This window comes from Pseudomonas sp. FW300-N2A2 (assembly GCF_017351735.1).
Classification (GTDB): Bacteria; Pseudomonadota; Gammaproteobacteria; order Pseudomonadales; family Pseudomonadaceae; genus Aquipseudomonas; species Aquipseudomonas migulae.
The window spans coordinates 21,509-45,677 of sequence record NZ_JACNDU010000031.1; the positions used below are offsets into that span (position 1 = coordinate 21,509).

Sequence of the window (24,169 nt, forward strand, 5' to 3'; positions counted from 1 at the left end):
ATGGTCCGCCACCCAAATCTGTCGAAGGATTAGTGGCGGCTCCTTTCTCAACATGGAGTCGAAGAAATGCACACGCTAAATCCGTCTGAAATTCATCCTCATTTCATCCCCACTGTTTTCCCCCGCCACAACCGCTTCCTCCACGCCATAATCCAAGCCAACCAAGCCTGGTTCTGCGTCCATGACCTGGGACGTTTGATGGGCCGCCCGCTCGACCAACGACTCACCCATAAACTCGATCCCGATCAACGCCGATATGTCTGGCTGCTGAAGAACGGCAAAACGGTCGAATCGCTCATGGTCAGCGAGTCCGGAATGTACGCATTGCTGGTCCACCATTTCATCCCGGAAAACCGCAACCTGCGCCAATGGCTGAGCAACGAAGTCATACCTGCGCTACGCGAGTCGAACGCGGCATCCGTCGAAAACATTCCGAGCCTGAGTTCATTGCAATGGGGCGGCCTCTCGGTGCCGCTGCTGCACTGGCAAGATTCGGCGTGGATCAAGTGGCGGGATATGCCGGATCTGGTGCAGGCGCAGCGACCGTTTCCGATCATGGGCATTTGCAGTTGAAGGCAGGTTGAGACATGAAAAAGGCCCGTTCAGCCTGACTGATGGGCCTTTTTTTTGCCTTCATTCCCCCCTTGGTATCAGCCAATCGCACTGCGCTACGACCTTGCCTGCACCGCTCACCCACCTGCCTTTCTACAGCTTTTGCACCCATGGTTTTTTTTAAAAATCATGGCACTTTGGTTTGATTGAACTACCGTCAAACAATAAGAAGTCATAACGGCTCCAGTTTCCAAGTTAGCTTCAATGATCAGATTGGCAAAAGGAGTTAGCTCACTATGATCATGGCAGGCGTATTCCGGCTCTGTACCTACATGGCCGTTTACTTTTCGGGGGGGGCAGGTCGGCGGACAGCAGCGTCCGTAACTGCCAGCGTCACTCTGGCGCGCAGTCCAGGTAACCGCCTCACTAAAAACCGTTTTAGCAAAGGTCGCTCGCTGTTCAGCCCGGTCAGCGAACTGCGCCCGCTCGTGTGTTGCACGCAAGGAATAACGCCAAAGCCATCGATAAGTGGTGTGGCGCATTGGGGGGGATAGTCCGATCCCCGTGAAGTGATCAGAGACAACTTTGTCTGCCTATAGATGGCCTATCCAGTGAGGATGCATTAAATGAGCCTTCGTCCCGCGCCCGCTTTCAAGAAAATTATCCATGGCCTGTTCTGGACGGGCCTCAGCGTGAATGCGGCTCAGGCCGCACCTGCCAATTGTTCGCAACTGGACAGTTGGTCGACAACGTTCGAGGTCGGTCAGGGGTTGCAGAATGAACTGCGCAGCCCCGTTCCGGTAACGCAACTGGCGGTGGGTGACCCGAAAATTGCCGACGTGCAACCCAGCGGCAACAACGCGTTCATACTCACGGGCATTGCACCGGGGACCACCAGCCTGATGGTCTGGACTGCCTGTTCGAAAACGCCGCGCCAAAGCATGGTGTTCGTCAAGGGTAAAGCCACATCGGCACTGACCAGCGTGCCGTCGGTGCCCTCCGACGACCCGCTGCTGCCGAGCCAGGTGCAGACCGATATCCGTTTCGTCGAAGTCAGCCGGACCAAGCTCAAGGAAGCCTCCGCTTCGATTTTCGGTATCCGTGGCAACTTCCTGTTCGGCTCGCCGAGAACCTTGCCCACCATCGGCGGCATAGTCACGCCGGTGCTGCCGGTGAACAACAACAACTTCAACCTCTCTTTTGCTACCGGCAGTACCCTGGTGGCGCTCAATGCGCTGGAAGGCAGTGGTTTCGCCTACACCCTGGCGCGGCCAAGCCTGGTAGCGCTCAGCGGGCAGAGTGCGAGCTTCCTGGCCGGCGGTGAAATACCGATTCCGGTGCCCAGTTCAGGCAGCGATAACGTGTCCATCGAGTACAAGGAATTCGGTATCCGCCTGACTCTGACGCCGACCATCGTCGGGAAAAATCGTATCGCGCTGAAGGTGGCGCCGGAAGTCAGTGAACTGGACTTCACCAACGCCGTGAGCATCGCCGGCACGATAGTCCCGGCCCTGACCGTGCGCCGTACCGATACCAGCATCTCCCTGGCCGACGGCGAGAGCTTCGTCATCAGCGGCCTGATCAGCTCCCGCAACAATTCCCAGGTGAACAAGTTTCCGGGGCTGGGCGATATCCCGGTTCTGGGCGCATTTTTCCGCGACAACACCATCAACCGTGAAGAGCGCGAACTGCTGATGATCGTCACCCCCCATCTGGTCCAGCCACTGGCTGCCAATGCAACACTACCGTCATTGCCTGGCGAACAGCTGCGCAATTACGACCCGAACTTCTACCGCATGTTTTTCCTGGAAAATGGCGACTTCGACAGTCTCAGCGGTCTCTCGCAATGATCCGGAGCCTGAACCAGACTCGCCTCGCCCTCACTCGTAACGGTGACGTTGAACGCCTGCCGGGCCAGCTTCATTGCCATTGGCCGGGCGTTCAACATGTTGTAGCCAGAGGACATACGATGAAAGCAGTCATTGCAATAGCGACGACGTTAATGCTCGCAGGTTGCGCCAGTAATGGCCTGACTTCGCGACCGCCCAGCTGTGCCAAGCCCGGTTCGGAGCAGGAACTGGCCCTGAACCTGGCCGACAACATGGCCGACGAAGGCCGTTTGTATGCCAGCCTGGCGAATCTGGAAGGTTTGCCCGATGACCTGGTCCAGGTTCGCCTGCGCAAGGCTCGGGTGTTGCGCATGATGGGGCGTAGCGGCGACGCGCAGCCGTTGTACGAAAGCTTGCTCGGCACCTGCCTGACGGCTGAAGGGGAACATGGCCTGGGCCAGTTGGCCGCCGCCAAAAATGATAACGCCTCCGCTGCCACTCACCTTGAGCGTGCGGTGAAGATGGCCCCCACCGACGACAGGATGCGAAATGACCTGGGGGTCGTCTACCTCAATCAGCGACGGATCCCTGAAGCACGCTTTGAGTTCATGACCGCCATGGAGCTCAAGCAGGCAAACACATTGGCGGCACTCAATATGGTGACGCTGCTGATCTACCAGGATAACTGGAAGTCGGCTGCTGACCTGGTGACCCGCGCCGACTTGAGCCCCAAGCAAGTCGCCGAGGCGCAAACCCGCGCGGAAAAACTCAAGGCCTCCGCCAAAAAAGTGGTGGCTACCGAGGGGAATCGCAAGACGGAAGTAGCCGATGCCTCTTCCAGTGCGAACAAGTAGAACGTACGAGGAATCGAGATGAAGACCAAAAGGCTGTTGATCGTGTGCATGGCTTGCCTGTCCACCACTGCCTGGGCTATTGAGCCGGGCCCCTCTTCGCCGTACCAACAAGGCACCGAACAGTGGTTGCAGTTGCAGATTCGAGGTGTGGTTGCCTCCCCTAATCTGCAAACCGCTTCGGCCGCCGAACGTGAACTGGCCATGCAGCGCTGGCTGAATAGCTTCAACTTCCCGATTCCGATGTTTTTTGAACAGGATGCTGGGGGAGATATGAGTAGCGGCAACTGAGGCATGTCGATGGGTGATCAGCCTCTGGCGTAGTCCAGAGTAGCCTGGCTGCAAAGCCGGGCTTGATGTCGTGTTCAGGAAAGTAGTCTCTACACATTATCCAACCCTGGTTGGATGATCCCGCGGCGGGAAATGTGTGGGTCCATGAAAGGAAAGTGCAGATCAGGCTCGGGGGGCAAGGCCATCGCACTCGATAGCCTCCGCCCGTTTGACCTCACCCGAATACTTTGAGTACACCGATCATGGCCGGGCCGATAGCGACCAGAAAGAAGCTCGGCCACAGGCAGAAAATCAGCGGGAATATCAGCTTGGTACCAATTTTCGCCCCCATCTCTTCGGCGGCCTGCGTACGCCGGTCACGGAATTCATCGGCATAGATGCGCAGCGTATCGGCCACGCTGGTACCAAAGCGAATACTCTGCGCCAACAGGCTGACCAGCCCTTGTACGTCATCCAGACCCGTGCGCACAGCCAGTTGTTTGAGCGCCGCGGTACTGGAAATGCCCGCGCGGATTTGCGCATTGACCAGGGCCAGTTCTTCAGCCAGTTCGACCTGACTGACCGACATCTCCTCAGCCACCCGTTCGATCGTCGTAGGCAAGGCAAGGCCCGACTCCACGCACACGACCATCAGATCCAGCGCATCCGGAAACGCGGCACGCAACCGACCTTGTCGCAACTGCTTGCGCTTGGCGACATACAGCGCTGGCAGCAACCATCCGATACCGGCTGCCAAGACCACCACCAGCAACCCCATGGCCAGGGAAACCCTGGGAATCATCGGCAATAGCAGCAACGTAATACCGACTAATAACAGCGGCGTCATCAAGCGCACAGCCCAGTACATCTGCACCGCTGAAGAGGAACGGTACCCAGCATGCGTCAATAAAGTCTGGGTGACTGAGGTCTGAGCCGATTCGGCCGAGGCAAAGCGCTGGCCGACCCGTTCCAGTAACAGTTGCAGATTACCCGGGGCTTCTTGCCCGGCGGTGTTGCCTAAATGACCACGCTTGATCAGCGCCAGACGACGCTGCACCGGATCCTGAAGCCCCAAAATCAGCAAGCTCACGGCGACAACTGCAAGCACCGTACTCAAACCGATCGCGCCGAGGAACAACAGGCGCGCCACCTCCTCGCTTCCCGTGACCCGACTGAACAACCCGAGCAAAAAGTCCATGACCTGTACCTCCCGGTAGCGAAAACCGCTTAAACCTGAATCCGAATGATTTTGCGTATCCAGAAAATCCCGAGCAGCATGGCGAAAAACGCCCCGATGATCAGTTTGTGGCCTATGGGATCATTGAGCAGCACAGGCATGTAGGTGGGGCTTGTGACAACGATCGCAATCGCCAGCACGAACGGAATCGACACCAGCACCCAGGCTGACATCCGCCCTTCGGCCGACAGGGTCCTGACCTTGCGCTGGAAGCGAAAACGCCCGCGGATCAGGCGACTCAAACGCTCCAGCACCTCGGTCAGATTGCCGCCGGTCTCGCGATGGATGAGGATTGAGGTCACCAGCATCATCACCGTCATGCTCGGCATCCTTTCCAGCAGGCCGAGCATGGCCCGACGTACATCGTTGCCATAGTTGATGTCCGCGAAAGTCAGGCCAAACTCCTGAGCGACCGGCCCCTTATGCTCCTCGCCGACCAGGCGCAGGGTTTCGTTGAACGGGTGCCCGGCGCGCAGGGCACGGCAGATGGCATCCAGTGCATCCGGCAGGCCTTCCTCAAACCCGGCGAAGCGTTTGCCACGGTCACGAGAAATTTTCAGCAGTGGTAGCCAGAACGCTCCGAAGCCCGCCAGCAACGCCATCCACCAGACTGACGAGATCATCCAGATCGAGAAACCTGCACAGGCGCCCAGGAACAGCCCGAGCAACAACACCCGATAAGCACGATATTCATGACCGGACTGCTCGATCATCTGGGTCAGGCTCGCCATAAAGGGCAACTGCTCGAGCATGGCCTCCAGCGGCGTCAAGCGCGTCAGGTACTTCTGTCGCAACACCGTCTGCATATTGGGCAGGTTGTTGGCTTTCTCCAGAACGTGCAAACGGCCGCGGATACGCTTGCGCATCTTGCCGGCCTCGCCGAACACCGGCACCACCACCCCCTGAGACAGGAGGAACACAGCGATAAACACCATGCCGAGGAACATCAGAATGAATTCACCAGGAATATTGTTCATGACTGCCGTGCCTCCATCCATTCAGGCCTGAACATCGTAAGCGGCAACTCGATGCCGCGCTTGGCCAGCACATCGCGGAACGCGGGGATCATGCCGCTGGGCCGGTAATCACCAAGCACTTCGCCGTTTTCGCCCATGCCATGGCGCACGAAGGAAAAGATTTCGGTCATGGTGATGATCTCGCCTTCCATGCCGTTGATTTCCTGCACGCTGACCAGTCTGCGCTTGCCATCCTCTTGGCGTTCCAATTGGATCACCACATCAATGGCCGAAGCGATCTGCTGCCGCATGGCCTTGATCGGAAAGGTCGCCCCGGTCATCGACACCATGTTCTCGACTCGCCCCAACGCATCGCGTGCGGTGTTGGCGTGGATCGTGGTCAACGAGCCGTCGTGGCCGGTGTTCATCGCAGTCAGCATGTCCAGCGCCTCGACGCCGCGCACTTCGCCGATCACTATGCGGTCCGGACGCATCCTCAGGCTGTTGCGCACCAACTCCCGCTGGCTCACTTCGCCACGGCCCTCGATGTTCGAAGGCCGGGTTTCCAGGCGCACCACATGGGGTTGCTGCAATTGCAGTTCGGCCGAATCTTCGATGGTGACAATCCGCTCGTTTTGCGGAATGAAACTGGACAGCACATTGAGCATGGTGGTCTTGCCGCTGCCGGTACCGCCGGAAATCAGCACGTTCAAGCGCCCACGGACAATCGCCTTGAGCAGCAGGGCAATGGCCGGGGTCAACGTCCCCACCTGGATCAGACTGTCGGTATTGAGCAGGTCCACCGCAAAGCGCCGAATCGACATGCTCGGGCCATCGATGGCCAGCGGCGGGATAATCGCGTTGACCCGCGAACCGTCCTTGAGCCGGGCATCCACCAACGGCGAGGACTCGTCGATACGCCGACCCAGGCTTGAGACGATACGGTCGATGATGTTCAACAAATGCTGATCATCGCGAAAACGCACATCGGTCCGTTGCAGTTTGCCGAAGCGCTCGACATAGACCGAGGCAGAGCCGTTGACCAGAATGTCGGACACGCTGTGATCGGCCAGCAACGGTTCCAGAGGCCCCAGGCCGAGCACCTCGTCGGTGATCTGCTTGATGATCAACTGACGGCTGACGGTACTCACCGGTGCCGAATGCTCATCGAGCAGGCGCTGGCAAATATCGCGAATCTGCCGAGCAGCCTCGGCCTGTTCAAGGGAGTCCAGCAAGGACAGGTCCATGACCTTGAGCAACTGCTGGTAGATCTTTTCCCGCCACTCCGCCTCCACCGGGGTGACCTGGCTTTTGGTTTCGTAAAGAACGTCTGGTGCCACACGTTCCCACGCCATTATTTCCTCTGGCGGATCCAGCAGATCGTCGCCCGGTTGGGCAGCGGCGGGTTTACCGGACTGTTTGCGCAAGCGGTTACGAAAGTCGCTGATCATGGTTCATCCCCCGAAAACACGGTTGAAGGCGCGTTTGAACAAGCCTTTGTTGCCGGCCACTTGTTGACCGACCAGGTCCTCGGTCATGTCGCGCAGTGCAGTAGTAATCGCTGCCCTCGGCGCATGCAGCCCCAACGGCACGCCAGTGTTCTGACTCTGGCTGACCAGATTGAAGTCGTTGGGTAATTTCGACAGATTGGTGCAGCGCAGCGCCTCGCCGATATCTTTAAGGCTGATCGCTGCGGCCTTGTCATAACGGTTGACCACGATCTGCAATTGATCCCCGCGCACACCCAGGTCATCGCGAAGAATCCGCACCAGAGAGCTGGCATCGCGCAGATGGCTGACGCTCTGTTGCACCACCACGTACACCCGATCCACCTGCTCCAGCACAGAACCGGTGAGGTGATCGATTTGCCGCGGCAGGTCGACCACCACCCAGCCATAGCTGGCGCGGGCCAACTGCAACAGGGTGTCAAGTTGCTCGGGTTGGGCATCCTGCGGCAAACACAGCTCACCGGCCCGACCGCCCAGCACATGCAAGGTCGGGCTGAAGTGACTGCAAAAACCGCGTAACGCAACGCTGTCCATGCCGTTGACCTGATGCAACACCTCCAGATGGCTGTGCGTCTGCGCCACATCCAGATAATGCGTCACGCTGCCAAATTGCAGGTCCATATCCAGCAGCAGGGTACTGCCGCCTTTCATGCTGAGCTGTTGTGCCAGGTTGCAGGCCACCAGGGTTCCGCCGGAACCGCCCTTTGCGCTCATCACGGCGATCAATTTCCCGTCAGCCCCACTGCCGCTCCGAACCTCCGTGACCAGCCGATTCATGGCGGCGACCAGTTCGGTCTCGGCGATGGGCTCCGGCAGCACGTCCCGGGCACCGGCCTGCATCGCCAGGCGCATGGCTTCCTGTTCGCTCAGCAGTCCGCACACCAGCATCGGCGGACGCTCATGGGCCGGGTGTTGCAACAGTGCCGACAATTCCTCGCGCCACAGGTGGCTGACGCGCAACAGCAACAGATCGGGCATACGGTCCAGACTGTAGAGCGGGTCAACATGTCCATTGCTCACCAGGCGAGTGCTTACCTCCAGGCCAGGCATGCGCTGACAGACACTCTGCAGATCGCGTAAAGAGTTGGCATCACGGCTGCTGATCAGCAACCGCAACCCGGTTTTGCCAGTCGAACTGGCAATCGGCGTTTCCTTCATATTCAGCATGGTGTGATCTCCCCGGAATCAGAGTGACGCCCGAGACTTTCGCGTGGCAACGTTGCCCTGAATGCAGGCAAGGTAATGGGCACGCCGAACCCGGGAATAAACAGATTGAAAACGAAGTTTTGCAGACTCAACTGGACATAGCGGATGGCACGAAAGCCGTTTGCGCTGACCAGGTCAGCTGGGTTGGCCACCAGGGCGCCATTTGCGTCCAGGTAGGTCAACGTCAGATTAGTGGTGGCCAGATTGCTGATCAGCTGGCTCGTGCCTGCGTCGGTCGCGGCATTGAAGATTGCCCGCCGCAACACCACCGGATCGCTGATATTGCAGACGGCTGCCAGGCGCGCACCACGGCGCGCGGCCTCATCCAGTGCATTGACCGTGAAGTACAGGCGGCCCATTTCCAACACGCCGAACAACAGCGTGAACACCAGCAGACCAACGAACGCGAACTCCACCGTATAGATTCCGCGCATGTGTTTTCTATTCATCACAGTGCCCTCATCACGGTAGTGGCAACCAGGGGAATGTTCAGCGCAATCTGATTGCCAAAAAAACCCGGAATCGAGCCGGCACAATTGCCACTGCCAATCACCGGGCAGAACGTATAGGTGATGGTGACTCGCACATGGTCGGTGCCCACCGCGGCGACGACCACGTTGTCAGGCGTCAACCCGGACAACACAGCGGTGCCGGTGTTGGCAGGCACGCCATACACCGCAACGTTTTTCGTCTGGGTCTGCAGCGCATTGCTCAGAGAGACCGCCCCCAGCGTCGAGTCCCAGGCGTGGTTTGCGACAAAACGGTCGGCATCACGGCTGGCCTGCAGCAACACGTTGTACTGATAGAGCATGCGGCCGATCTCACCGAGGCTCAGTAACAGCAGCAACAACACCGGCAGGACGAGGGTGAATTCCACCATGGCCAGGCCTTGCTGGCGCTTCGGATGTTTAAACGCGTGAAGTCTCATGACGCCTCCTATGAGTCAGTGCTCGGAGTACCGCTGCCGTTGAGATAGGTTTTGTAGAGCTGGATGATCTGTGGGCCGGAATCGGTTGACGGCGTAGGGCCGGCCACGTTGTCGCCTTCGCACTCCTTCACGAACTGCCCGAAGATCTGAGCGTCCCCGCCACCGCCATCCATTGGTTGCACCACGTAATAGCAGCCAAAACCAAGGACAGGGATCGAGGTTGAACCGCCTTGTTTGCCAGTGCAGTTGCCCACCACAATTTTCATCATCCGGCGCTCGAACACGCCATGGCTCTCACAACCACTGCCAGACCCTGCCACACACCCGGCAACGCTCGTGCGCCAGTCGTTGTAGTCAAATATCGCGTCGCCGCCCGCCGTGAGATTGCCGTTGCTCGAGGTGACGGTTTGCCCCTTGTACTTCGCCTGTGCCGGTGTGACCGAGTCGTCGTAAGTGATCGCGGGGTTGCTGGACGCGGTCACCATGTCCGGCGGATAGTCCGAGGCACTGACCGGGCCGTTGTAGATGCCGAAGCGTGTGTTCAAGCCTTGGGAGGTAGGGCCGACCTTGTTGCCAGGTGCGGTCTGGACGTTGTCCCCCACAGTGCGGCAGACCTTGCCACCTCCGGCCAGGTCCTCCCTGACCGTACTGCCGCCCGAACCAAAATCGAGCAATTGAAAGTTGCCTGGACCAATGGGCGACGAATTGCCGGCAGCCGTCTTCAATACCTGCAAATCACCAAACTGGAAGCCCCAGAACATGCCAGCGCCAGGGTTGTATTGAGTCGGGTCGCCACAGACCATCAAAGGTGCGAGATCACAAGGACTGGTAGGGCTGGGTCCGGCAGTGGCGATTGCCGCCACCGCTTTGGCCCCCAGGCCGCCAGAACCGAATACCTGGGCGAAGTTCCAGAAAAATCCGGTCAGGTTATAGCTCGGTACCGATACCCGAACGTATTTGGCATTCGCTGGCCCGGGATAGGTGAACGGCCCATAGACACTGCTTGCCAGTTCCACCACCGCGAATGTGGCTGCGTTGCCACCAACCGCCGTTGCCAATTCTGTGTTGCCCGTGGCATTCGCATTTTGCGTCAGCGTATTGAGTGCGGCAGTGCGCGTCGTACTGGCAATATTGACTCCACCTTCCACCTGACTCAGGGTTTTGGCACCACTCAGGGCCGCGGCGTCCACCGCATTCTGCAAGCGCGTTTTGTTCAGCATCATGTGCCCGCCGTCCAAAGCCAGTGCGGCCACCATGCCAATCGCCGCCAACGCGATCACCATCAATACACTCACCGATCCTTTCTGGCGCCTTGGCGTCGCAGTGAACGGCTGCTGAATACGACGATTCATCATCAAGCCCTCATTTGCCAATACTGATGCGGATCGGCTCCGCCAAGACCTGGTGTCCAGGACCTGTTACGCCCTGTCAGCGAATGTTGACTACTTTGGTTTCGACCCCGCGGATGACGGTGACAGCCCCACCACTTTCGCCGCCGCTGCGTTGCACCACGCGTTTTGGCACCGTGGCGGTGGCCACCGTCATGACCGGTGCGACAGGCGCAACAGGTGCAACGGCCGCGATTTTTTTCTCGGAGTTCAGCGGATTGCGCAAGGTCAATTGCAGTTTCCCTTCCGTTTGCGCCGTGACCAGGGTTTCAGCCTCTGCGGTCGTCATTTCCAGCGTCACTGCACGCACCACCACCGGTTGGGTCTTGTCGGTACCTGCCGTCTGGTCCACCGCCAATACCCGCAAGTTCTCGAGGATGGTCCTGGACACGGCGCTGTTGCTGCCGGCACTGGTGGTTTTGGTCGCGAGTACATCGACCCGGTTACCCGGCAACAGGAACCCGCCCACACCGACCACATCGTCCACCCGTACCGAGATGGCACGCTTGTCTGTCGCAATCAGCGAAGCCAGGGTGCTGCCACCCAAGTGCTCACTCAGACGCGCACCGCGCACAATGTCGCCCTTCAGAATGTCGAACGTTGCGATCTTGCCCACAGCCTTTTCGCTCATGTCGAAGGCGTCTTCCGGGATCGTATCCATGGGCATGCGTACGGTCGTGACCTGCTGAGCCTCGACCATCTGCCCGAATGGAATCTCTACTGTGGCGACCACTACGCTTCGAAGGTGATCATCCGGGCTGGCATTGAGCCGGGCGCTCAGCCAGGAGTCGGCCATCCATGCAGCACCAAGGCCCATGACCAGGGAAACGCCTATCAGGGAAAGAGTACGAGAGCTCATGTCAGTATCTCCGTATCAAAGAAAGTCGAGCTGGACGAAGTAGTTGTGCCAGGCCCATTCCAACTCTTGCGGTGACAGTGGTCCGGAACCGCCCATGTAACGTTGACGATCGAGCGCCATGCTCAGGAGATCGCGGGGATGGCAAGGCACCAGGGGCATGCCTTCACTTGCATAAAGCCTTTGCAGCACATAACGCACCAGCAACTGGTCATAAGGCACGCCCAGACGCTCGCTTTCCTGACGCCAGATCTTTTCGTACTCCTCAGGCTTCAGATAACCGAATTGCAGCTTGTAGCCAATCCGGCGAAGAAAGGCCTCATCGGCCAACTCCAGGGGATTGAGGTTGGTGGAAAACACCAGAATCAGATCGAACGGCAGCTCGCAATGCCGACCGCCGCCCAGGTTGAGGAAATCGCACTTCTCTTCCATCGGGACGATCCAGCGATTCAACAGCTCGGCGGGTGCCATGCGCTGACGCCCCATGTCATCGATGATGAACAGGCCATTGCTGGCCTTGAGCTGCAAAGAAGCCTGGTATTGACGGGTGTTAAGGTCATAACGAACGTCCAGTTGCTCCATGCTCAACTCACCGCCAGTGACGACGATCGGGCGTTTGCAGCGCAGCAGTCGACGGTCGATCCCTTCGTTGAGCATCAGATTGTTCTGTTGAACGTTATCTTCGAACCGCTGATGCACTTGCGGGTCATAGATCTCGATCACGGACTCGTTGATGACGATGGCATGAGGTACCCAGATGGCCTCGGTGAACAGACGGATCAACCGACGGCTGATGTAGGTCTTGCCAGTACCCGCGGGGCCATAAATCATAATGGCGCGCCCGGAGTTCATCGCCACACCTAACTGATCGAGCATGCTGTCGGTAAGCACTACGCCAGCAAAGGCATTGCGCATATCGTTGGCGTTGATGCGACCATGGTGAATGGTTTGCAGTTTGATCAGGGACCGGTAGGTGTCCACCGGGAAGGGTGCCGCACCGATATAGCCACTGCGGGACAAGGCATCGCGGGCGGCGCTGCGACCGCGTTCGGTCAGGCCATAACGCAGCATTTGCCCACTTGTCGATTGCGACCCCAACTGGCCAAGCACTTCGACACGACCGTCCTTGCGCAGAAACGCCAGGACTTCATCAAGTACGGCGCCGGTCAGCGCCAGGCGCTCCACCAGCCGCGGCATGTCCAGCACGCCAGCGTCATACAAGTGCTTGCATACCAACTCGCCGAGGAAACTGTCTGTCAGACCAGTTTCGCGGATTGTGCACGGCTGGGGAGCCAGTCGTTGCACCGCGCCCCGAGCGCTGGGGTAGGCATCACTATCGACAATGATGTGCATGACTAGCCTCCGAATCCACCGGCAACCAGTTGCCAGTAGACGCTGATTAAAGTGCCTATCAATATTGCAATCGAATAAGGGAAAGGCTTGCTGGCTACTTCATCTGAAGTTGGCGCCAGATAGGCCTGCGCCTTCAGAATCAACCAATAACGTCCCAGGGTCTGAAGCAGCTGGCCGCGATACAGCACAATCAAAAAACCGCACACGCCACCGGCTATCAGGCTGAACAAGGCAGCCCACAATGCAAAATGGAAGGGTAAAAAGCTGCCGACCATGGCCATTAACTTGACGTCGCCGGCGGCCATGCCACCCAAGGCGTACATCGGCAGAAACAGTGCAAAACAGACCAGGATGCCCAACAGGCTGTCACCCAACCCGCTGACGCCACCTAAATACATTTGACCGCCCAGTCCCAGGGCAAGGCCCAACAGGACCAGCATGTTGGGAATGCGGTGGCGACGCAGATCGCTCACCACCGCCACGCCCAATAGTCCTAGCAGTAAAACAGTCATTACCAACAATTCCATGGACATGGCGCGTCCCCCCCTAACCGGGATTATCGTTAGCAGCCAGCACCTTTGACCGCTGCGCAAAGTGCTGTAATCCTGGTGTTCACCTCGGCCCCCAAAAGAATAAACATTGCGGCAACCGCTACCGTCACTAATCCACCGGCCACGGCGTATTCCACAATTGTCAGGCCATCTTCATCTTTGGCGAACTTGGTGATTGAAGTTCTGATTGTTAGCAGATTCATTTTTGTATACCTCGCTTCAGCCGTGATATGGATCAGAAAGTACGTTGGCGGGGACAGCGTGAAGTCTATTGAGTTGCCCGGTCTATCAGAGGAACTGTAAAACTGGTTGCTCTATGGATATCACCGCGCCCCACCACAACGAGTGGTTGTCATCAGCAGGCGGCACCTTTGACCGCAGCGCACAGTGCTGTGATCCTGGTGTTCACGGCGCCACCCAAAAGAATAAACATCGCGGCAACAGCTACCGTAATTAAGCCACCGGCTACCGCGTACTCCACAATGGTCAGGCCATCTTCATCTTTGGCGAACTTGGTAATTGAAGTTCTGATTGTTTGCAGATTCATTTTTTAGTACCTCGTTTCAGCGGTCATACGACTCAGAAAATACATTGGCGGGGTCTGCGCGAAGTTCATTGAGTTGCCGGTCGATCAGAGAAACTGTAAAACCGGCTGCTCCGTGGATATCACCGCGCCCCACCACAGTGGGTTACTGTCATCAGCAGGCAGCGCCTTTGACCGCAGCGCACAGCGCTGTGATTCTGGTGTTCACGGCACCGCCCAAAAGAGTGAACATTGCGGCAACAGCTACCGTGATTAATCCGCCGGCCACCGCGTATTCCACAATGGTCAGACCGTCTTCGTCTTTGGCGAACTTCACTACCGAAGCCTTGATTGTTTGCATGATCATTTTGGCCACCTCACTCAAATGTTGTGTTTCTGAGGCAGAACTTTCTGTGCTGCCTGATGCAACCCTAGTCAGTAAGCAGGCATAGGCGTTAGGAGGATTTTGCACATCGTTAGGACTTTTTTGCGCAGCGGCCGGATACGGTTCATTGGCCTTTGCAGAAGTCGCGAGAGGGGTAAACAAGGCATTGAAACGCAACGGCAATTGGCATTGATTCAGAAGCGACAAGTGGTTAAACCCGGGTTCGTCGACAACACACCCGCAAACACTGGGACCGGGCAGCCTTCCAGGAAACACATAGATCGAACAGATCTGTAATTCGTCGTTTTTATAAGGATTCAATCTGCAAAGTGATGGCGTATTGGCAATACTAGCGAGTAGAGAGTCAATCAGACCTGCCGAGTAGAGACATGACGTCCAATTTGACCAAAAGGCCATCGCTCCTATGGTTCGATCTGACTCATGATCGATCCACGAAAGAACTCATCGCACAGTTCGAGGGTATCTGCGACTGCAAACTGGCGAAAAACTCCGCGCTGCCCATCGGGGAACAGGCGGACATGATCTGCATGCATTTCGATCGCCCCGACACACCAGGCTTGAGGCTGTTGCTGGAGATCAAGCGCAGCACACCGGGCATCCCGATCACCATGTTCACCGTGCAGCACTCAGAGGAACTGGCCGTCTGGGCCATGCGTTCCAGCGTCTGGGAATACATGGTGCTCCCGCTCTCGCTCACAGAGAAGAGTCGTTACCTGACTGCTGTAGTTCAGCTCTGCGAGCTGCGCCGAAATGTGACCGACCTGCGCAAGACGATGCTGATCGACCACTCCCCAACCCTGCCGGACAGTATCCGGCTGACCTCAGGGCACCAAAAACACCAGGCGCTGAGCAATGTCATGCTGTACATCGAACAGCACTTTCGAGACAGCATCGATCAAAGGGACTTGGCGCAGCGCTGCGGCATGACGACATTTCGCTTCAGTCGCCTGTTCAAGGAAGCCAATGGACTTGGCTTCACGGATTACATCTTGAACAAGCGCATGAACTTCGCCAAAGAGCTGCTCGACAACAGCCAGATGCCTATTACCAGCATCGGCTATGAGGCCGGCTTCAAGGATCCGTCCTACTTCGCTCGTGCCTTCAAGCAGTTCGCAAACTGCACGCCCAGTGAATACCGCTTGGCACGTCAAGTCAGAGCGACTGCAGCAGCGCAACTGGCGCAGGATGAAAATATCACTGAAGCGCTCGAAAGCCTGATAGAAAGCCTCAGCGGTTGATCGGCACCCGCAAGATTGCGCCCATGCCGGGCGCACATGAAAAAGGGGCAGACTTCACAGTCCGCCCCTCGACTTCTTACTCAAAACCGCGAAACACTGCGCATCGCATCCACCAGATACCGCATCGCAATCCGGTCGTTCTCCGACAACTCGCGATACCGCTCCACCAGTTTCAACTCCTCGGAATTAAGCCGGCGCCTTCGCCGCCCCATACCCAGGCACGGAAAGATCCCCAACATTTCAGTGATGCCTTGTACTTTCGACATGGACGATGTCCCTCTCTACGTCAAAAAGAAAACTGCAAAAACCGCATCGCCCTACCCTTTTTCAGCGGTCACCTCGTGCCAACTGAATCCCACCGGCCTGAGGGCAGAAACCGGTCATGCCCATAGAATAGGAAGTAAATTGGCGCTGAAAAGCGGTTTTTAGAGTAATTAGTCAAAAAAAGCAGAAATGCCGCATAAATCAGAAATCTCTGTGGGAAACGTTTACCGGAAATGTCTTGTTTCATAGCGGTGCCACTGCCACGCCATCAATCATTTTTGCTCTGCCACCGAACGGTTTAAGCTATTTGGCATCTGTTTAAAGTCCGTTGCGTTTGGCCGAAGGCATGTCCGAACCTCCATTTCTGATCCAGCACGTGCCAGGAACGGCGCGGGATTGTTCACGACAGGTTGTACTTATGCACCGCAGGAATTTGCTCAAAGCGTCCATGGCCATCGCTGCCTACACCGGTTTGTCTGCCTCCGGCCTGTTGGCTGCGCGGGCCTGGGCCGGTAATGGCACGGCTGACGGCGAGGCACAGGCGTTCGATTTCGAAGCCCTGAAAATCCAGGCCAATCAGCTTGCCGGCAACCGCTATCAGGACACCAAGCAGGTGCTGCCGCCGACCCTGGCGACCATGACCCCACAAAATTTCAACGCGATCCGCTACGACGGCAATCATTCGCTGTGGAAGGATCTGAAAGGCCAGCTGGACGTGCAGTTTTTCCACGTCGGCATGGGTTTCAAGCAGCCGGTGCGCATGTACAGCGTCGACCCCAAGACGCGTCAGGCGCGGGAGGTGCATTTCCGCCCTTCGCTGTTCAACTATGAAAAAACCACCGTCGATACCAAGCAGCTCACGGGCGATCTGGGTTTCTCCGGGTTCAAGCTGTTCAAGGCCCCGGAACTGGACCGGCACGACGTGCTGTCTTTCCTCGGCGCCAGCTATTTCCGTGCGGTAGACGCCACTGGCCAATACGGCCTGTCGGCGCGCGGTCTGGCGGTCGATACCTACGCCAAGAAGCGCGAAGAATTCCCCGACTTCACCAAGTTCTGGTTCGAAACCCCGGACAAGGACAGCACCCGTTTCGTGGTCTACGCCCTGCTGGACTCGCCAAGTGCCACCGGTGCCTACCGTTTTGATATCGATTGCCAGGCCAGTCAGGTCGTCATGGCCGTCGACGCCCACATCAATGCGCGTACCGCCATCGAACAACTGGGCATCGCACCGATGACCAGCATGTTCAGCTGCGGCACCCACGAGCGGCGCATGTGCGACACCATCCACCCGCAGATCCACGATTCGGATCGCCTGGCGATGTGGCGCGGCAACGGCGAGTGGATCTGCCGTCCGCTGAACAACCCGGCGACCCTGCAATTCAATGCCTTCGCCGACACCGACCCGAAAGGTTTCGGCCTGGTGCAGACCGACCACGAGTTCGCCAGTTATCAGGACACCGTCGACTGGTACAGCAAGCGGCCGAGCCTGTGGGTAGAACCTACAACCGCGTGGGGCGAAGGCTCTATCGATCTGTTGGAAATTCCTACAACCGGCGAAACCCTGGATAACATCGTCGCGTTCTGGACTCCGAAGAAACCGGTCGCGGCCGGCGATTCCCTGAACTACGGCTACAAGCTGTACTGGAGCGCTTTGCCGCCGGTCGGCACGCCGCTGGCGCGGGTCAACGCGACCCGTTCGGGCATGGGCGGCTTCACTGAAGGTTGGGCGCCGGGCGAGCATTACCCGCCAGTCTGGGCGCGCCGGTTTGCGGTGGACTTCACCGGCGGCGGGCTGGATCGCTTGCCGCAAGGTACGGGCATTGAACCGGTGGTGACGTGCTCCAACGGCCAGGTCAAGGATTTCAACGTGCTGGTGCTGGATGACATCAAGGGCTACCGGATTACCTTTGACTGGTTCCCGACCAATGACAGTGTGGCCCCGGTGGAGCTGCGGTTGTTTATTCGCACCAATGACCGGACGTTGAGCGAGACCTGGTTGTATCAGTATTTCCCGCCGGCGCCGGAGAAGCGTAAGTACACCTGAGTTTGAAGGGGTGTCTGGGCGGGCCCTTTCGCGAGCAAGTCGGATCGCCGCACCGCTCGCTCCTACAGGTTGATGTCGAACGAGGATGATGGGCTCGACATAAATTTGTAGGAGCGAGCGGTGCGGCGATCCGACTTGCCCGCGAAGATGGCCTGACAGCCAACAAACATCCCTGCACAAAAACGCAAAAGCCCCGATCACATCGATCGGGGCTTTTTGCTTTTAGCGCATCACTCAGTCACGCAAATCCGACTCATGAATCGGCTGATCCCGATGCGTCGCGCGTTGATACTGCGCCGGCCAAATGGCCTTGTGTCCACCCAAATCATCATCCGCATGCAATGGCCAGTACGGGTCGCGCAGCAGCTCACGGGCGAGGAAGATAATGTCCGCCTGACAGGTGCGCAGAATGTGCTCGGCCTGGGCCGGCTCGGTGATCATTCCTACGGTGCCGGTGGCGATGCCTGACTCCTTGCGTACTCGTTCGGCGAAGCGGGTTTGATAACCGGGGCCTGTAGGAATTTCCGCGTTGACCGCCGTGCCGCCCGACGACACATCGATCAGGTCCACGCCCAAATCTTTGAGGCGACGCGCCAGTTCAACGGTTTCATCCGGATTCCAGCCGTCTTCCACCCAATCGGTGGCCGAGACCCGTACGAACACCGGCAATTCCTCAGGCCACACCGCACGCACCGCTTCGGTGACTTGCAGTACCAGCCGAATTCGATTCTCGAACGAACTACCGTATTGATCGCGTCGCTGATTGCTCAAGGGCGATAGAAACTGATGCAACAGGTAACCATGGGCCGCGTGAACTTCGACGACTTTGAAACCGGCGATCAGCGCCCGTTTCGCTGAATCAACGAACGCCTGGATGACCTCGGCAATTTCACTCTCATTCAGCTGCTTCGGTGGTGTGTGCTGTGGGTCGAACGCAATGGGCGAAGGACCGACCGGCGTCCAGCCGCCATCTTCAGGTTTGACGCTACCGTGCTTGCCGATCCACGGCCGATGGGTGCTGGCCTTGCGCCCGGCGTGGGCCAGTTGAATTCCGGCGACAGCGCCTTGGGCGGCGATGAAACGCGTGATGCGTTGCAGGGGTTCGATCTGTTCGTCATTCCACAAGCCGAGGTCTTCGGCGGTGATGCGTCCATCGGCCGTCACTGCCGTGGCTTCAGTAAAAACCAGACCGGCCCCACCGACAGCACGGCTACCGAGATGGACCAGGTGCCAGTCATTGGCCAGGCCATCGACACTCGAATACTGGCACATCGGTGACACCGCGATGCGGTTGAGCAGGGTCAATTGGCGAAGGGTATAGGGTTCAAGCAGCAGACTCATGGGGCACCTCTCGAATCAGTGGGCAGGCTCCAGGGTTCTGTTTGAAAGTCGACGAGTGACAGGAAAAAGGTGCAGCACCCGCCCCCGCGGGCAAAAAATTCGACAAGACGTCACAAGGAAAATCAAGCAGTGCTTAGAGCCTAGTCGACATTGACGGTTGAGGGAGGGTTCCGAGAGATTCGTCGTGAGGGACATCGCCTTCGCGGGCAAGCCTCGCTCCTACAGCGATAGCGTCAACGCGGTTCTATGTGGGCAATCATCAACTGGACCGTCTCATTCCCGCGAAACTCGTTAAGGTCGAGTTTGTAGGCCAGCTCCACCCATTTGATGGTCGGGTTCGGCCAGATATCGCGGTCGATTCCAAACGCGATGCCGTCCAGCTTCACCGAACCGCATTCACTTCTCAGCACCACTTTGAGGTGCCGTTCGCCAACAACCCGTTGTTCGACCAACTGGAACACACCATGGAACAACGGCTCCGGGAAGTGTTGCCCCCAAGGACCGGCATGCCGCAAAGCACGGGCCAGTTCGAGGTGAAATTCTTCGACCGCTAAAGTCCCGTCCGACAGCAGTCGCCCGGTCAGGTCTTCTTCGCGCAATTGCCTACGCACTTCAGCGTCAAAGGCTTCGGCGAACAGCGGAAAATTCGCTTCTGGCAAGGTCAACCCGGCCGCCATGGCGTGGCCGCCGTACTTGCTGATCAAATTTGGGTGCTGAGCCGCCACTACGCTCAAGGCGTCGCGAATATGGAAGCCCTGCACCGAACGCCCCGAGCCCTTGAGCATGCCATCGCCTGCATCGGCAAAGGCGATGGTCGGACGGAAATAGCGCTCTTTCATACGCGAGGCGAGGATGCCGATGACGCCCTGGTGCCACTCGGGATCGAACAGGCACAGGCCGAACGGCATCGATTCCACCGGCAAATCCTTGAGCTGGGCCAGCGCCTCGCGCTGCATGCCCTGCTCGATGGATTTGCGGTCCTGGTTCATGCCGTCCAGCTGGATAGCCATTTCCCGGGCGAGCCCGGCGTCTTCGGTGAGCAGGCATTCGATGCCCAGGCTCATGTCATCCAGGCGCCCCGCCGCGTTCAGGCGCGGGCCGACAATGAACCCCAGATCCGTAGACGTGATGCGCGCATGATCACGCTTCGCCACTTCGAGGATCGCCTTGATCCCCGGCCGCGCACGTCCGGCGCGGATTCGCTCCAGGCCTTGGTGGACGAGAATCCGGTTGTTGGCGTCCAGCGGCACCACGTCGGCGACGCTGCCGAGGGCCACCAGGTCCAGCAACTCGCCGATGTTCGGCTGCGGCCTGCTCTCGTACCAGCCGAGGCTGCGCAGACGCGCGCGCAGGGCCATCAGCACGTAGAAGATGACCCCGACGCCGGCCAGTGCCTTGCTCGGAAACCCACAGCCTGGCTGGTTGGGATTGACGATGGCATCGGCCAGCGGCAATTCATCGCCCGGCAAGTGGTGGTCGGTGACCAGCACGTTGAGGCCAGCCTTTTTCGCCGCCGCCACGCCTTCAACGCTGGAGATGCCGTTGTCCACGGTGATCAGCAGCTGCGGCGTGCGGGTCAGCGCCACCTCAACGATTTCAGGCGTAAGGCCGTAGCCATACTCAAATCGGTTCGGCACCAGATAATCAACGTGAGCCGCGCCCAGCAGGCGCAAGCCCAACATGCCCACGGTACTCGCCGTCGCGCCGTCGGCGTCGAAGTCGCCGACGATCAGAATCCGCTGACGCTGCTCCAGCGCGGTCACCAGCAAATCCACCGCGGCATCGATGCCCTTGAGCTGCTGGAACGGAATCAGCCGCGCCAGGCTCTTGTCCAGTTCAGCCTCTGAAACCACGCCCCGCGCCGCGTACAGACGGGTCAGCAGCGGCGGCAGGTCACCTAGGAATGGCAGGGTGTCGGGCAACAGGCGAGGTTCGATGCGCATGGGGTGACAGGTACTTCTCTTGAATACGTAGGATAAAACCGGATGACGTGGCGAAAAATCAGCCGCGTTCGCCGCTCAGCCACTGCAACTGGACTTCGTGCTGACCACGGTCGTCGGTGACGAAAATCGTCCCTTCGCTGATCATCACGTCCCACTTGATAACGCGCGGCATGTCTTTGGCCAAGGTTTCCAGGACTTCCTGCGGCACAGCAGCGATGTGCACGTTTTTCAGGTTCTTGATCGCCGGGATCACTTTGGTTTCCCAGACGCGCAAGCTGCCATAGGCCAGCAGGCTGGTGCGTTCGGTGCGACGCGAGCACCACGTCAGGCGGTCGGCGTCGGGCTGACCGACTTCGATCCAGTGCAGGACGCGATCATCCAGGCTTTTTTCCCACAGGGCGGGTTCATCCACGTCTGACAGACCACGGCCAAACGACAGCTGCTCGTTGTACCAGAAGGCGTAGGCCAGCAGCCGCACGGTCATGCGCTCTTCGGTTTCCGAAGGGTGACGGGCGATGGTCTGCTTCACCGTCTCGTAAACGCTGCGGTCGAGGTCGGTAAGGTTCAGTTCAAACTTGTAGGTCGTGGACGGCTGGGCCATGAACGGGCTTCTTGATACGTGGAAAGGCGGCAAGTCTAACCGATGCGGCAGGCTTCGCGGCCATCAACCTTGAGCGACTGACGGCGGGCTGTGCTAAAACGCTCTATCAGCCAAGCCTTTGTCCTACAGGATCCAGCATGCCGTTCACTGCCAAACCCCTCTCAGGTCTGAAAGTCATCGAATTGGGCACGTTGATCGCCGGGCCGTTTGCCTCGCGCATTTGCGGCGAATTCGGTGCCGACGTCATCAAGATCGAATCCCCCGACGGTGGTGATCCGTTGCGCAAATGGCGCAAGTTGTATGAAGGCACGTCGCTGTGGTGGTTCGTTCAGGCACGCAACAAGAAGTCCCTGACCTTGAACCTGAAACACCCGGACGGCCTGGCAATCCTGAAAAAGCTGCTCAGTGAAGCGGACATCCTGATCGAGAATTTTCGCCCCGGCGTGCTGGAAAAACTCGGTCTGGGTTGGGACGTCTTGCACGCACTGAATCCAAAACTGGTGATGGTGCGCCTTTCGGGTTTCGGCCAGACCGGGCCGATGAAGGATCAACCAGGTTTTGGTGCGGTCGGTGAATCCATGGGCGGCCTGCGCTACATCACCGGGTTTGAGGACCGACCGCCGGTACGCACCGGGATATCCATCGGCGACTCGATTGCGGCGCTCTGGGGCGTGATTGGCGCGCTGATGGCTTTGCGTCATCGCGAGGTCAATGGCGGCCTGGGCCAAGTGGTGGATGTGGCGCTGTACGAAGCGATCTTCGCCATGATGGAAAGCATGGTCCCGGAGTTCGACGTGTTCGGCTTCATTCGCGAACGCACCGGCAACATCATGCCCGGCATCACGCCCTCCTCGATCCACACCAGCGCTGACGGCAAACATGTGCAGATCGGCGCCAATGGCGATGCGATTTTCAAACGATTCATGCTGATCATCGGCCGTGAAGACCTGGCCAACGACCCGACGCTGGCCAGCAATGACGGGCGTGACAGCCGTCGCGACGAGATTTATGGGGTGATTGATCGCTGGGTCAATGCGCTGCCGCTGGACACCGTCATCGAGCAGTTGAATCAGGCTGATGTCCCCGCCAGCCGGATCTTCAGCGCCGAAGACATGTTCAGTGATCCGCAGTACTTGGCTCGGGAAATGTTCCTGAAGGCAAAGCTGCCGGACGGCAAAGATTTCAAGATGCCGGGAATTGTGCCGAAACTCTCAGAGACACCCGGCAGTTCGCAATGGGTCGGGCCGCAGTTGGGCGAACACAATGCGCAGGTACTCAACGATCTTGGCTACGACAAGGAACAGATCGCAAAGCTGCGTGAAGACGGGGCCATCTAAGCTGAAACGCCTGCTTTCGCTGCTCATCACAGACTGCCTGTCACACGGCAGGAGGGTGATGTGTGCGCTCGCGGCGACAGCCTTGCTCATCGGTCCGACCTCGTCGGCGATGGCGCAGCCCAAGGAAACCATGATCTGGCTGTTGCGGGATCTGCCACCGCTGACGATTTTCGAAGGACCGAAAAAGGGCCTGGGCGTCATCGATCAACTGTTGCCGCTGTTGATCGCCGGCATGCCGCAATACGAACACACCTTGATGCGAGTCAACCGTGCTCGCGCCTTGCAAATGCTCCACGAGCCGTCCCTTACCTGCGATGCGGCGCTGAATCGGAGCAAGGAACGCGAACGCTGGATCGCGTTTTCGATTCCGGTGTTTCGGGCCATGAGTAACGGCGTGGCCGTAAGGCGCGTCGACCGTGAGACGCTTGCCCCCTTCATCCAGGACGGTGAACTGGACCTGGCGGCCTTCCTGGCGAGCGGCGGCGAGAAATTGGGCATTATCGCCGAGCGTAACTACGGTGATTACCTCGACGCGCTGCTCAAACAGGCACCACCTGACTCGCTGACCCCGCACTACGGCAACGACGCCTTGGGCAGCCTGTTGCAGATGCAACGCCTGGGGCGCTTGCGGCTGCTGTTGGGATACCGCCCGGAAATCCGCTATCAGGCCCAACAGCAAGGGATCGCCGAGGATGAATTGCAGTTCTACCCAATTCGCGGCGCCGAGAAATTCTTGTCCGGTTACATCGGCTGCACCGACACGCCCAAAGGCCGGCAGGCGATTGTCGAGATCAATCAATTGCTGCGCAAAATGCCCCACGATCGCTTGAGCGAGGCGTACGCCGCGTGGCTCGACCCGGAAAGTCGCGATGCCTATCTGGAAGAATCCAGGAAGTATTTCGAGCAACAGGCGCTGGAATGACAAATCGCGGGCAAAAAGAAACCCCGAGAAGTGGGGAGACATCTCGGGGTTAAACGTGGTCTACA

The 24,169-nt window shown here is 58.4% G+C and carries 25 protein-coding genes; 8 read left to right on the forward strand and 17 right to left on the reverse strand.

Translation table 11 applies throughout. The annotated features are described in order from the left end of the window. Nucleotides 1-66 precede the first annotated feature (66 nt). From J4E42_RS25180 to J4E42_RS25195, 4 genes are all read left to right on the forward strand, one after another. A complete protein-coding gene (locus J4E42_RS25180) occupies nucleotides 67-573 on the forward strand; it encodes a Bro-N domain-containing protein (protein WP_008042346.1) in 507 nt (168 codons plus the stop codon). A 605-nt stretch (nucleotides 574-1,178) separates the two neighbouring features. Continuing rightward, nucleotides 1,179-2,402, forward strand: a complete 1,224-nt coding sequence (locus J4E42_RS25185) for a type II and III secretion system protein family protein (protein WP_008042348.1) — start codon at nucleotides 1,179-1,181, stop codon at nucleotides 2,400-2,402. Nucleotides 2,403-2,521: 119 nt separating this feature from the next. Next, the gene (locus J4E42_RS25190) at nucleotides 2,522-3,235 is read left to right on the forward strand and encodes a tetratricopeptide repeat protein (RefSeq protein WP_008029716.1); all 714 of its coding nucleotides are present in this window, start codon (nucleotides 2,522-2,524) and stop codon (nucleotides 3,233-3,235) included. Between the two features lie 18 nt (nucleotides 3,236-3,253). Beyond that, the gene (locus J4E42_RS25195) at nucleotides 3,254-3,523 is read left to right on the forward strand and encodes a DUF3613 domain-containing protein (RefSeq protein ID WP_008042349.1); all 270 of its coding nucleotides are present in this window, start codon (nucleotides 3,254-3,256) and stop codon (nucleotides 3,521-3,523) included. A gap of 214 nt (nucleotides 3,524-3,737) precedes the next feature. Here the strand turns inward: J4E42_RS25195 and J4E42_RS25200 are convergent, their stop codons facing one another. The 13 genes from J4E42_RS25200 to J4E42_RS25260 all read right to left on the reverse strand — a co-directional run bounded on the left by J4E42_RS25200 (nucleotide 3,738) and on the right by J4E42_RS25260 (nucleotide 14,375). Then, a complete protein-coding gene (locus J4E42_RS25200; protein ID WP_008042350.1) occupies nucleotides 3,738-4,700 on the reverse strand; it encodes a type II secretion system F family protein in 963 nt (320 codons plus the stop codon). Nucleotides 4,701-4,729: 29 nt separating this feature from the next. Continuing rightward, nucleotides 4,730-5,716 (reverse strand): type II secretion system F family protein, encoded by a 987-nt coding sequence (locus J4E42_RS25205; protein WP_008042351.1) that lies wholly within the window; start codon nucleotides 5,714-5,716, stop codon nucleotides 4,730-4,732. Then, nucleotides 5,713-7,146: a CpaF family protein gene (locus tag J4E42_RS25210; RefSeq protein WP_008029707.1), complete on the reverse strand. Its 1,434-nt coding sequence runs from the start codon at nucleotides 7,144-7,146 to the stop codon at nucleotides 5,713-5,715. The genes J4E42_RS25205 and J4E42_RS25210 overlap by 4 nt, the downstream gene beginning before the upstream one ends. Nucleotides 7,147-7,149: 3 nt before the next feature. Further along, nucleotides 7,150-8,370, reverse strand: coding sequence for an AAA family ATPase (locus tag J4E42_RS25215; protein WP_008042352.1), 1,221 nt, complete (start codon nucleotides 8,368-8,370; stop codon nucleotides 7,150-7,152). After that, nucleotides 8,364-8,858, reverse strand: coding sequence for a TadE family protein (locus J4E42_RS25220; protein WP_008029703.1), 495 nt, complete (start codon nucleotides 8,856-8,858; stop codon nucleotides 8,364-8,366). Before J4E42_RS25220 ends, J4E42_RS25215 begins: the two co-directional genes overlap by 7 nt. Continuing rightward, nucleotides 8,858-9,337, reverse strand: coding sequence for a TadE/TadG family type IV pilus assembly protein (locus tag J4E42_RS25225; RefSeq protein ID WP_008042353.1), 480 nt, complete (start codon nucleotides 9,335-9,337; stop codon nucleotides 8,858-8,860). Before J4E42_RS25225 ends, J4E42_RS25220 begins: the two co-directional genes overlap by 1 nt. An 8-nt stretch (nucleotides 9,338-9,345) precedes the next feature. Continuing rightward, nucleotides 9,346-10,692: a TadE/TadG family type IV pilus assembly protein gene (locus J4E42_RS25230; protein ID WP_207286434.1), complete on the reverse strand. Its 1,347-nt coding sequence runs from the start codon at nucleotides 10,690-10,692 to the stop codon at nucleotides 9,346-9,348. Between the two features lie 73 nt (nucleotides 10,693-10,765). Further along, entirely contained in the window at nucleotides 10,766-11,584 is an 819-nt protein-coding gene (cpaB, locus tag J4E42_RS25235) for a Flp pilus assembly protein CpaB (RefSeq protein WP_008042355.1), read from the reverse strand. A gap of 15 nt (nucleotides 11,585-11,599) precedes the next feature. Further along, on the reverse strand, nucleotides 11,600-12,934 hold the full coding sequence (locus J4E42_RS25240; RefSeq protein WP_207286435.1) for an AAA family ATPase: 1,335 nt from the start codon (nucleotides 12,932-12,934) through the stop codon (nucleotides 11,600-11,602). A gap of 2 nt (nucleotides 12,935-12,936) precedes the next feature. Further along, on the reverse strand, nucleotides 12,937-13,467 hold the full coding sequence (locus J4E42_RS25245) for a prepilin peptidase (protein WP_008029694.1): 531 nt from the start codon (nucleotides 13,465-13,467) through the stop codon (nucleotides 12,937-12,939). Nucleotides 13,468-13,496: 29 nt separating this feature from the next. Next, nucleotides 13,497-13,688, reverse strand: a complete 192-nt coding sequence (locus J4E42_RS25250) for a Flp family type IVb pilin (protein ID WP_008042356.1) — start codon at nucleotides 13,686-13,688, stop codon at nucleotides 13,497-13,499. Between the two features lie 152 nt (nucleotides 13,689-13,840). Next, nucleotides 13,841-14,032, reverse strand: coding sequence for a Flp family type IVb pilin (locus J4E42_RS25255; protein WP_008042357.1), 192 nt, complete (start codon nucleotides 14,030-14,032; stop codon nucleotides 13,841-13,843). A gap of 151 nt (nucleotides 14,033-14,183) precedes the next feature. Next, complete coding sequence (locus J4E42_RS25260; protein ID WP_008042358.1) at nucleotides 14,184-14,375, reverse strand: Flp family type IVb pilin; 192 nt, start codon at nucleotides 14,373-14,375, stop codon at nucleotides 14,184-14,186. A gap of 407 nt (nucleotides 14,376-14,782) precedes the next feature. Between J4E42_RS25260 and J4E42_RS25265 the strand changes: the two genes are divergently transcribed. Continuing rightward, nucleotides 14,783-15,652: a DNA-binding response regulator gene (locus J4E42_RS25265; RefSeq protein WP_207286436.1), complete on the forward strand. Its 870-nt coding sequence runs from the start codon at nucleotides 14,783-14,785 to the stop codon at nucleotides 15,650-15,652. Nucleotides 15,653-15,732: 80 nt separating this feature from the next. Here J4E42_RS25265 and J4E42_RS25270 read toward each other — a convergent pair whose 3' ends face one another. After that, complete coding sequence (locus J4E42_RS25270; RefSeq protein ID WP_008029684.1) at nucleotides 15,733-15,918, reverse strand: hypothetical protein; 186 nt, start codon at nucleotides 15,916-15,918, stop codon at nucleotides 15,733-15,735. Between the two features lie 416 nt (nucleotides 15,919-16,334). Between J4E42_RS25270 and J4E42_RS25275 the strand changes: the two genes are divergently transcribed. Further along, on the forward strand, nucleotides 16,335-17,960 hold the full coding sequence (locus J4E42_RS25275; protein ID WP_207286437.1) for a glucan biosynthesis protein D: 1,626 nt from the start codon (nucleotides 16,335-16,337) through the stop codon (nucleotides 17,958-17,960). A gap of 234 nt (nucleotides 17,961-18,194) precedes the next feature. Here J4E42_RS25275 and J4E42_RS25280 read toward each other — a convergent pair whose 3' ends face one another. The 3 genes from J4E42_RS25280 to J4E42_RS25290 all read right to left on the reverse strand — a co-directional run bounded on the left by J4E42_RS25280 (nucleotide 18,195) and on the right by J4E42_RS25290 (nucleotide 21,845). Continuing rightward, nucleotides 18,195-19,301 (reverse strand): NADH:flavin oxidoreductase/NADH oxidase, encoded by a 1,107-nt coding sequence (locus tag J4E42_RS25280; protein WP_008029680.1) that lies wholly within the window; start codon nucleotides 19,299-19,301, stop codon nucleotides 18,195-18,197. Between the two features lie 233 nt (nucleotides 19,302-19,534). After that, complete coding sequence (gene recJ / locus J4E42_RS25285) at nucleotides 19,535-21,244, reverse strand: single-stranded-DNA-specific exonuclease RecJ (RefSeq protein ID WP_192228461.1); 1,710 nt, start codon at nucleotides 21,242-21,244, stop codon at nucleotides 19,535-19,537. 58 nt (nucleotides 21,245-21,302) lie between these two features. Beyond that, nucleotides 21,303-21,845 (reverse strand): YaeQ family protein, encoded by a 543-nt coding sequence (locus J4E42_RS25290; protein WP_007944886.1) that lies wholly within the window; start codon nucleotides 21,843-21,845, stop codon nucleotides 21,303-21,305. Nucleotides 21,846-21,982: 137 nt separating this feature from the next. Here J4E42_RS25290 and J4E42_RS25295 point away from each other — a divergent pair, with 137 nt between their 5' ends. Continuing rightward, nucleotides 21,983-23,182: a CaiB/BaiF CoA-transferase family protein gene (locus J4E42_RS25295; protein WP_207286438.1), complete on the forward strand. Its 1,200-nt coding sequence runs from the start codon at nucleotides 21,983-21,985 to the stop codon at nucleotides 23,180-23,182. 58 nt (nucleotides 23,183-23,240) lie between these two features. Continuing rightward, nucleotides 23,241-24,104, forward strand: coding sequence for a TIGR02285 family protein (locus tag J4E42_RS25300; protein WP_008042362.1), 864 nt, complete (start codon nucleotides 23,241-23,243; stop codon nucleotides 24,102-24,104). Nucleotides 24,105-24,169 lie beyond the last annotated feature (65 nt).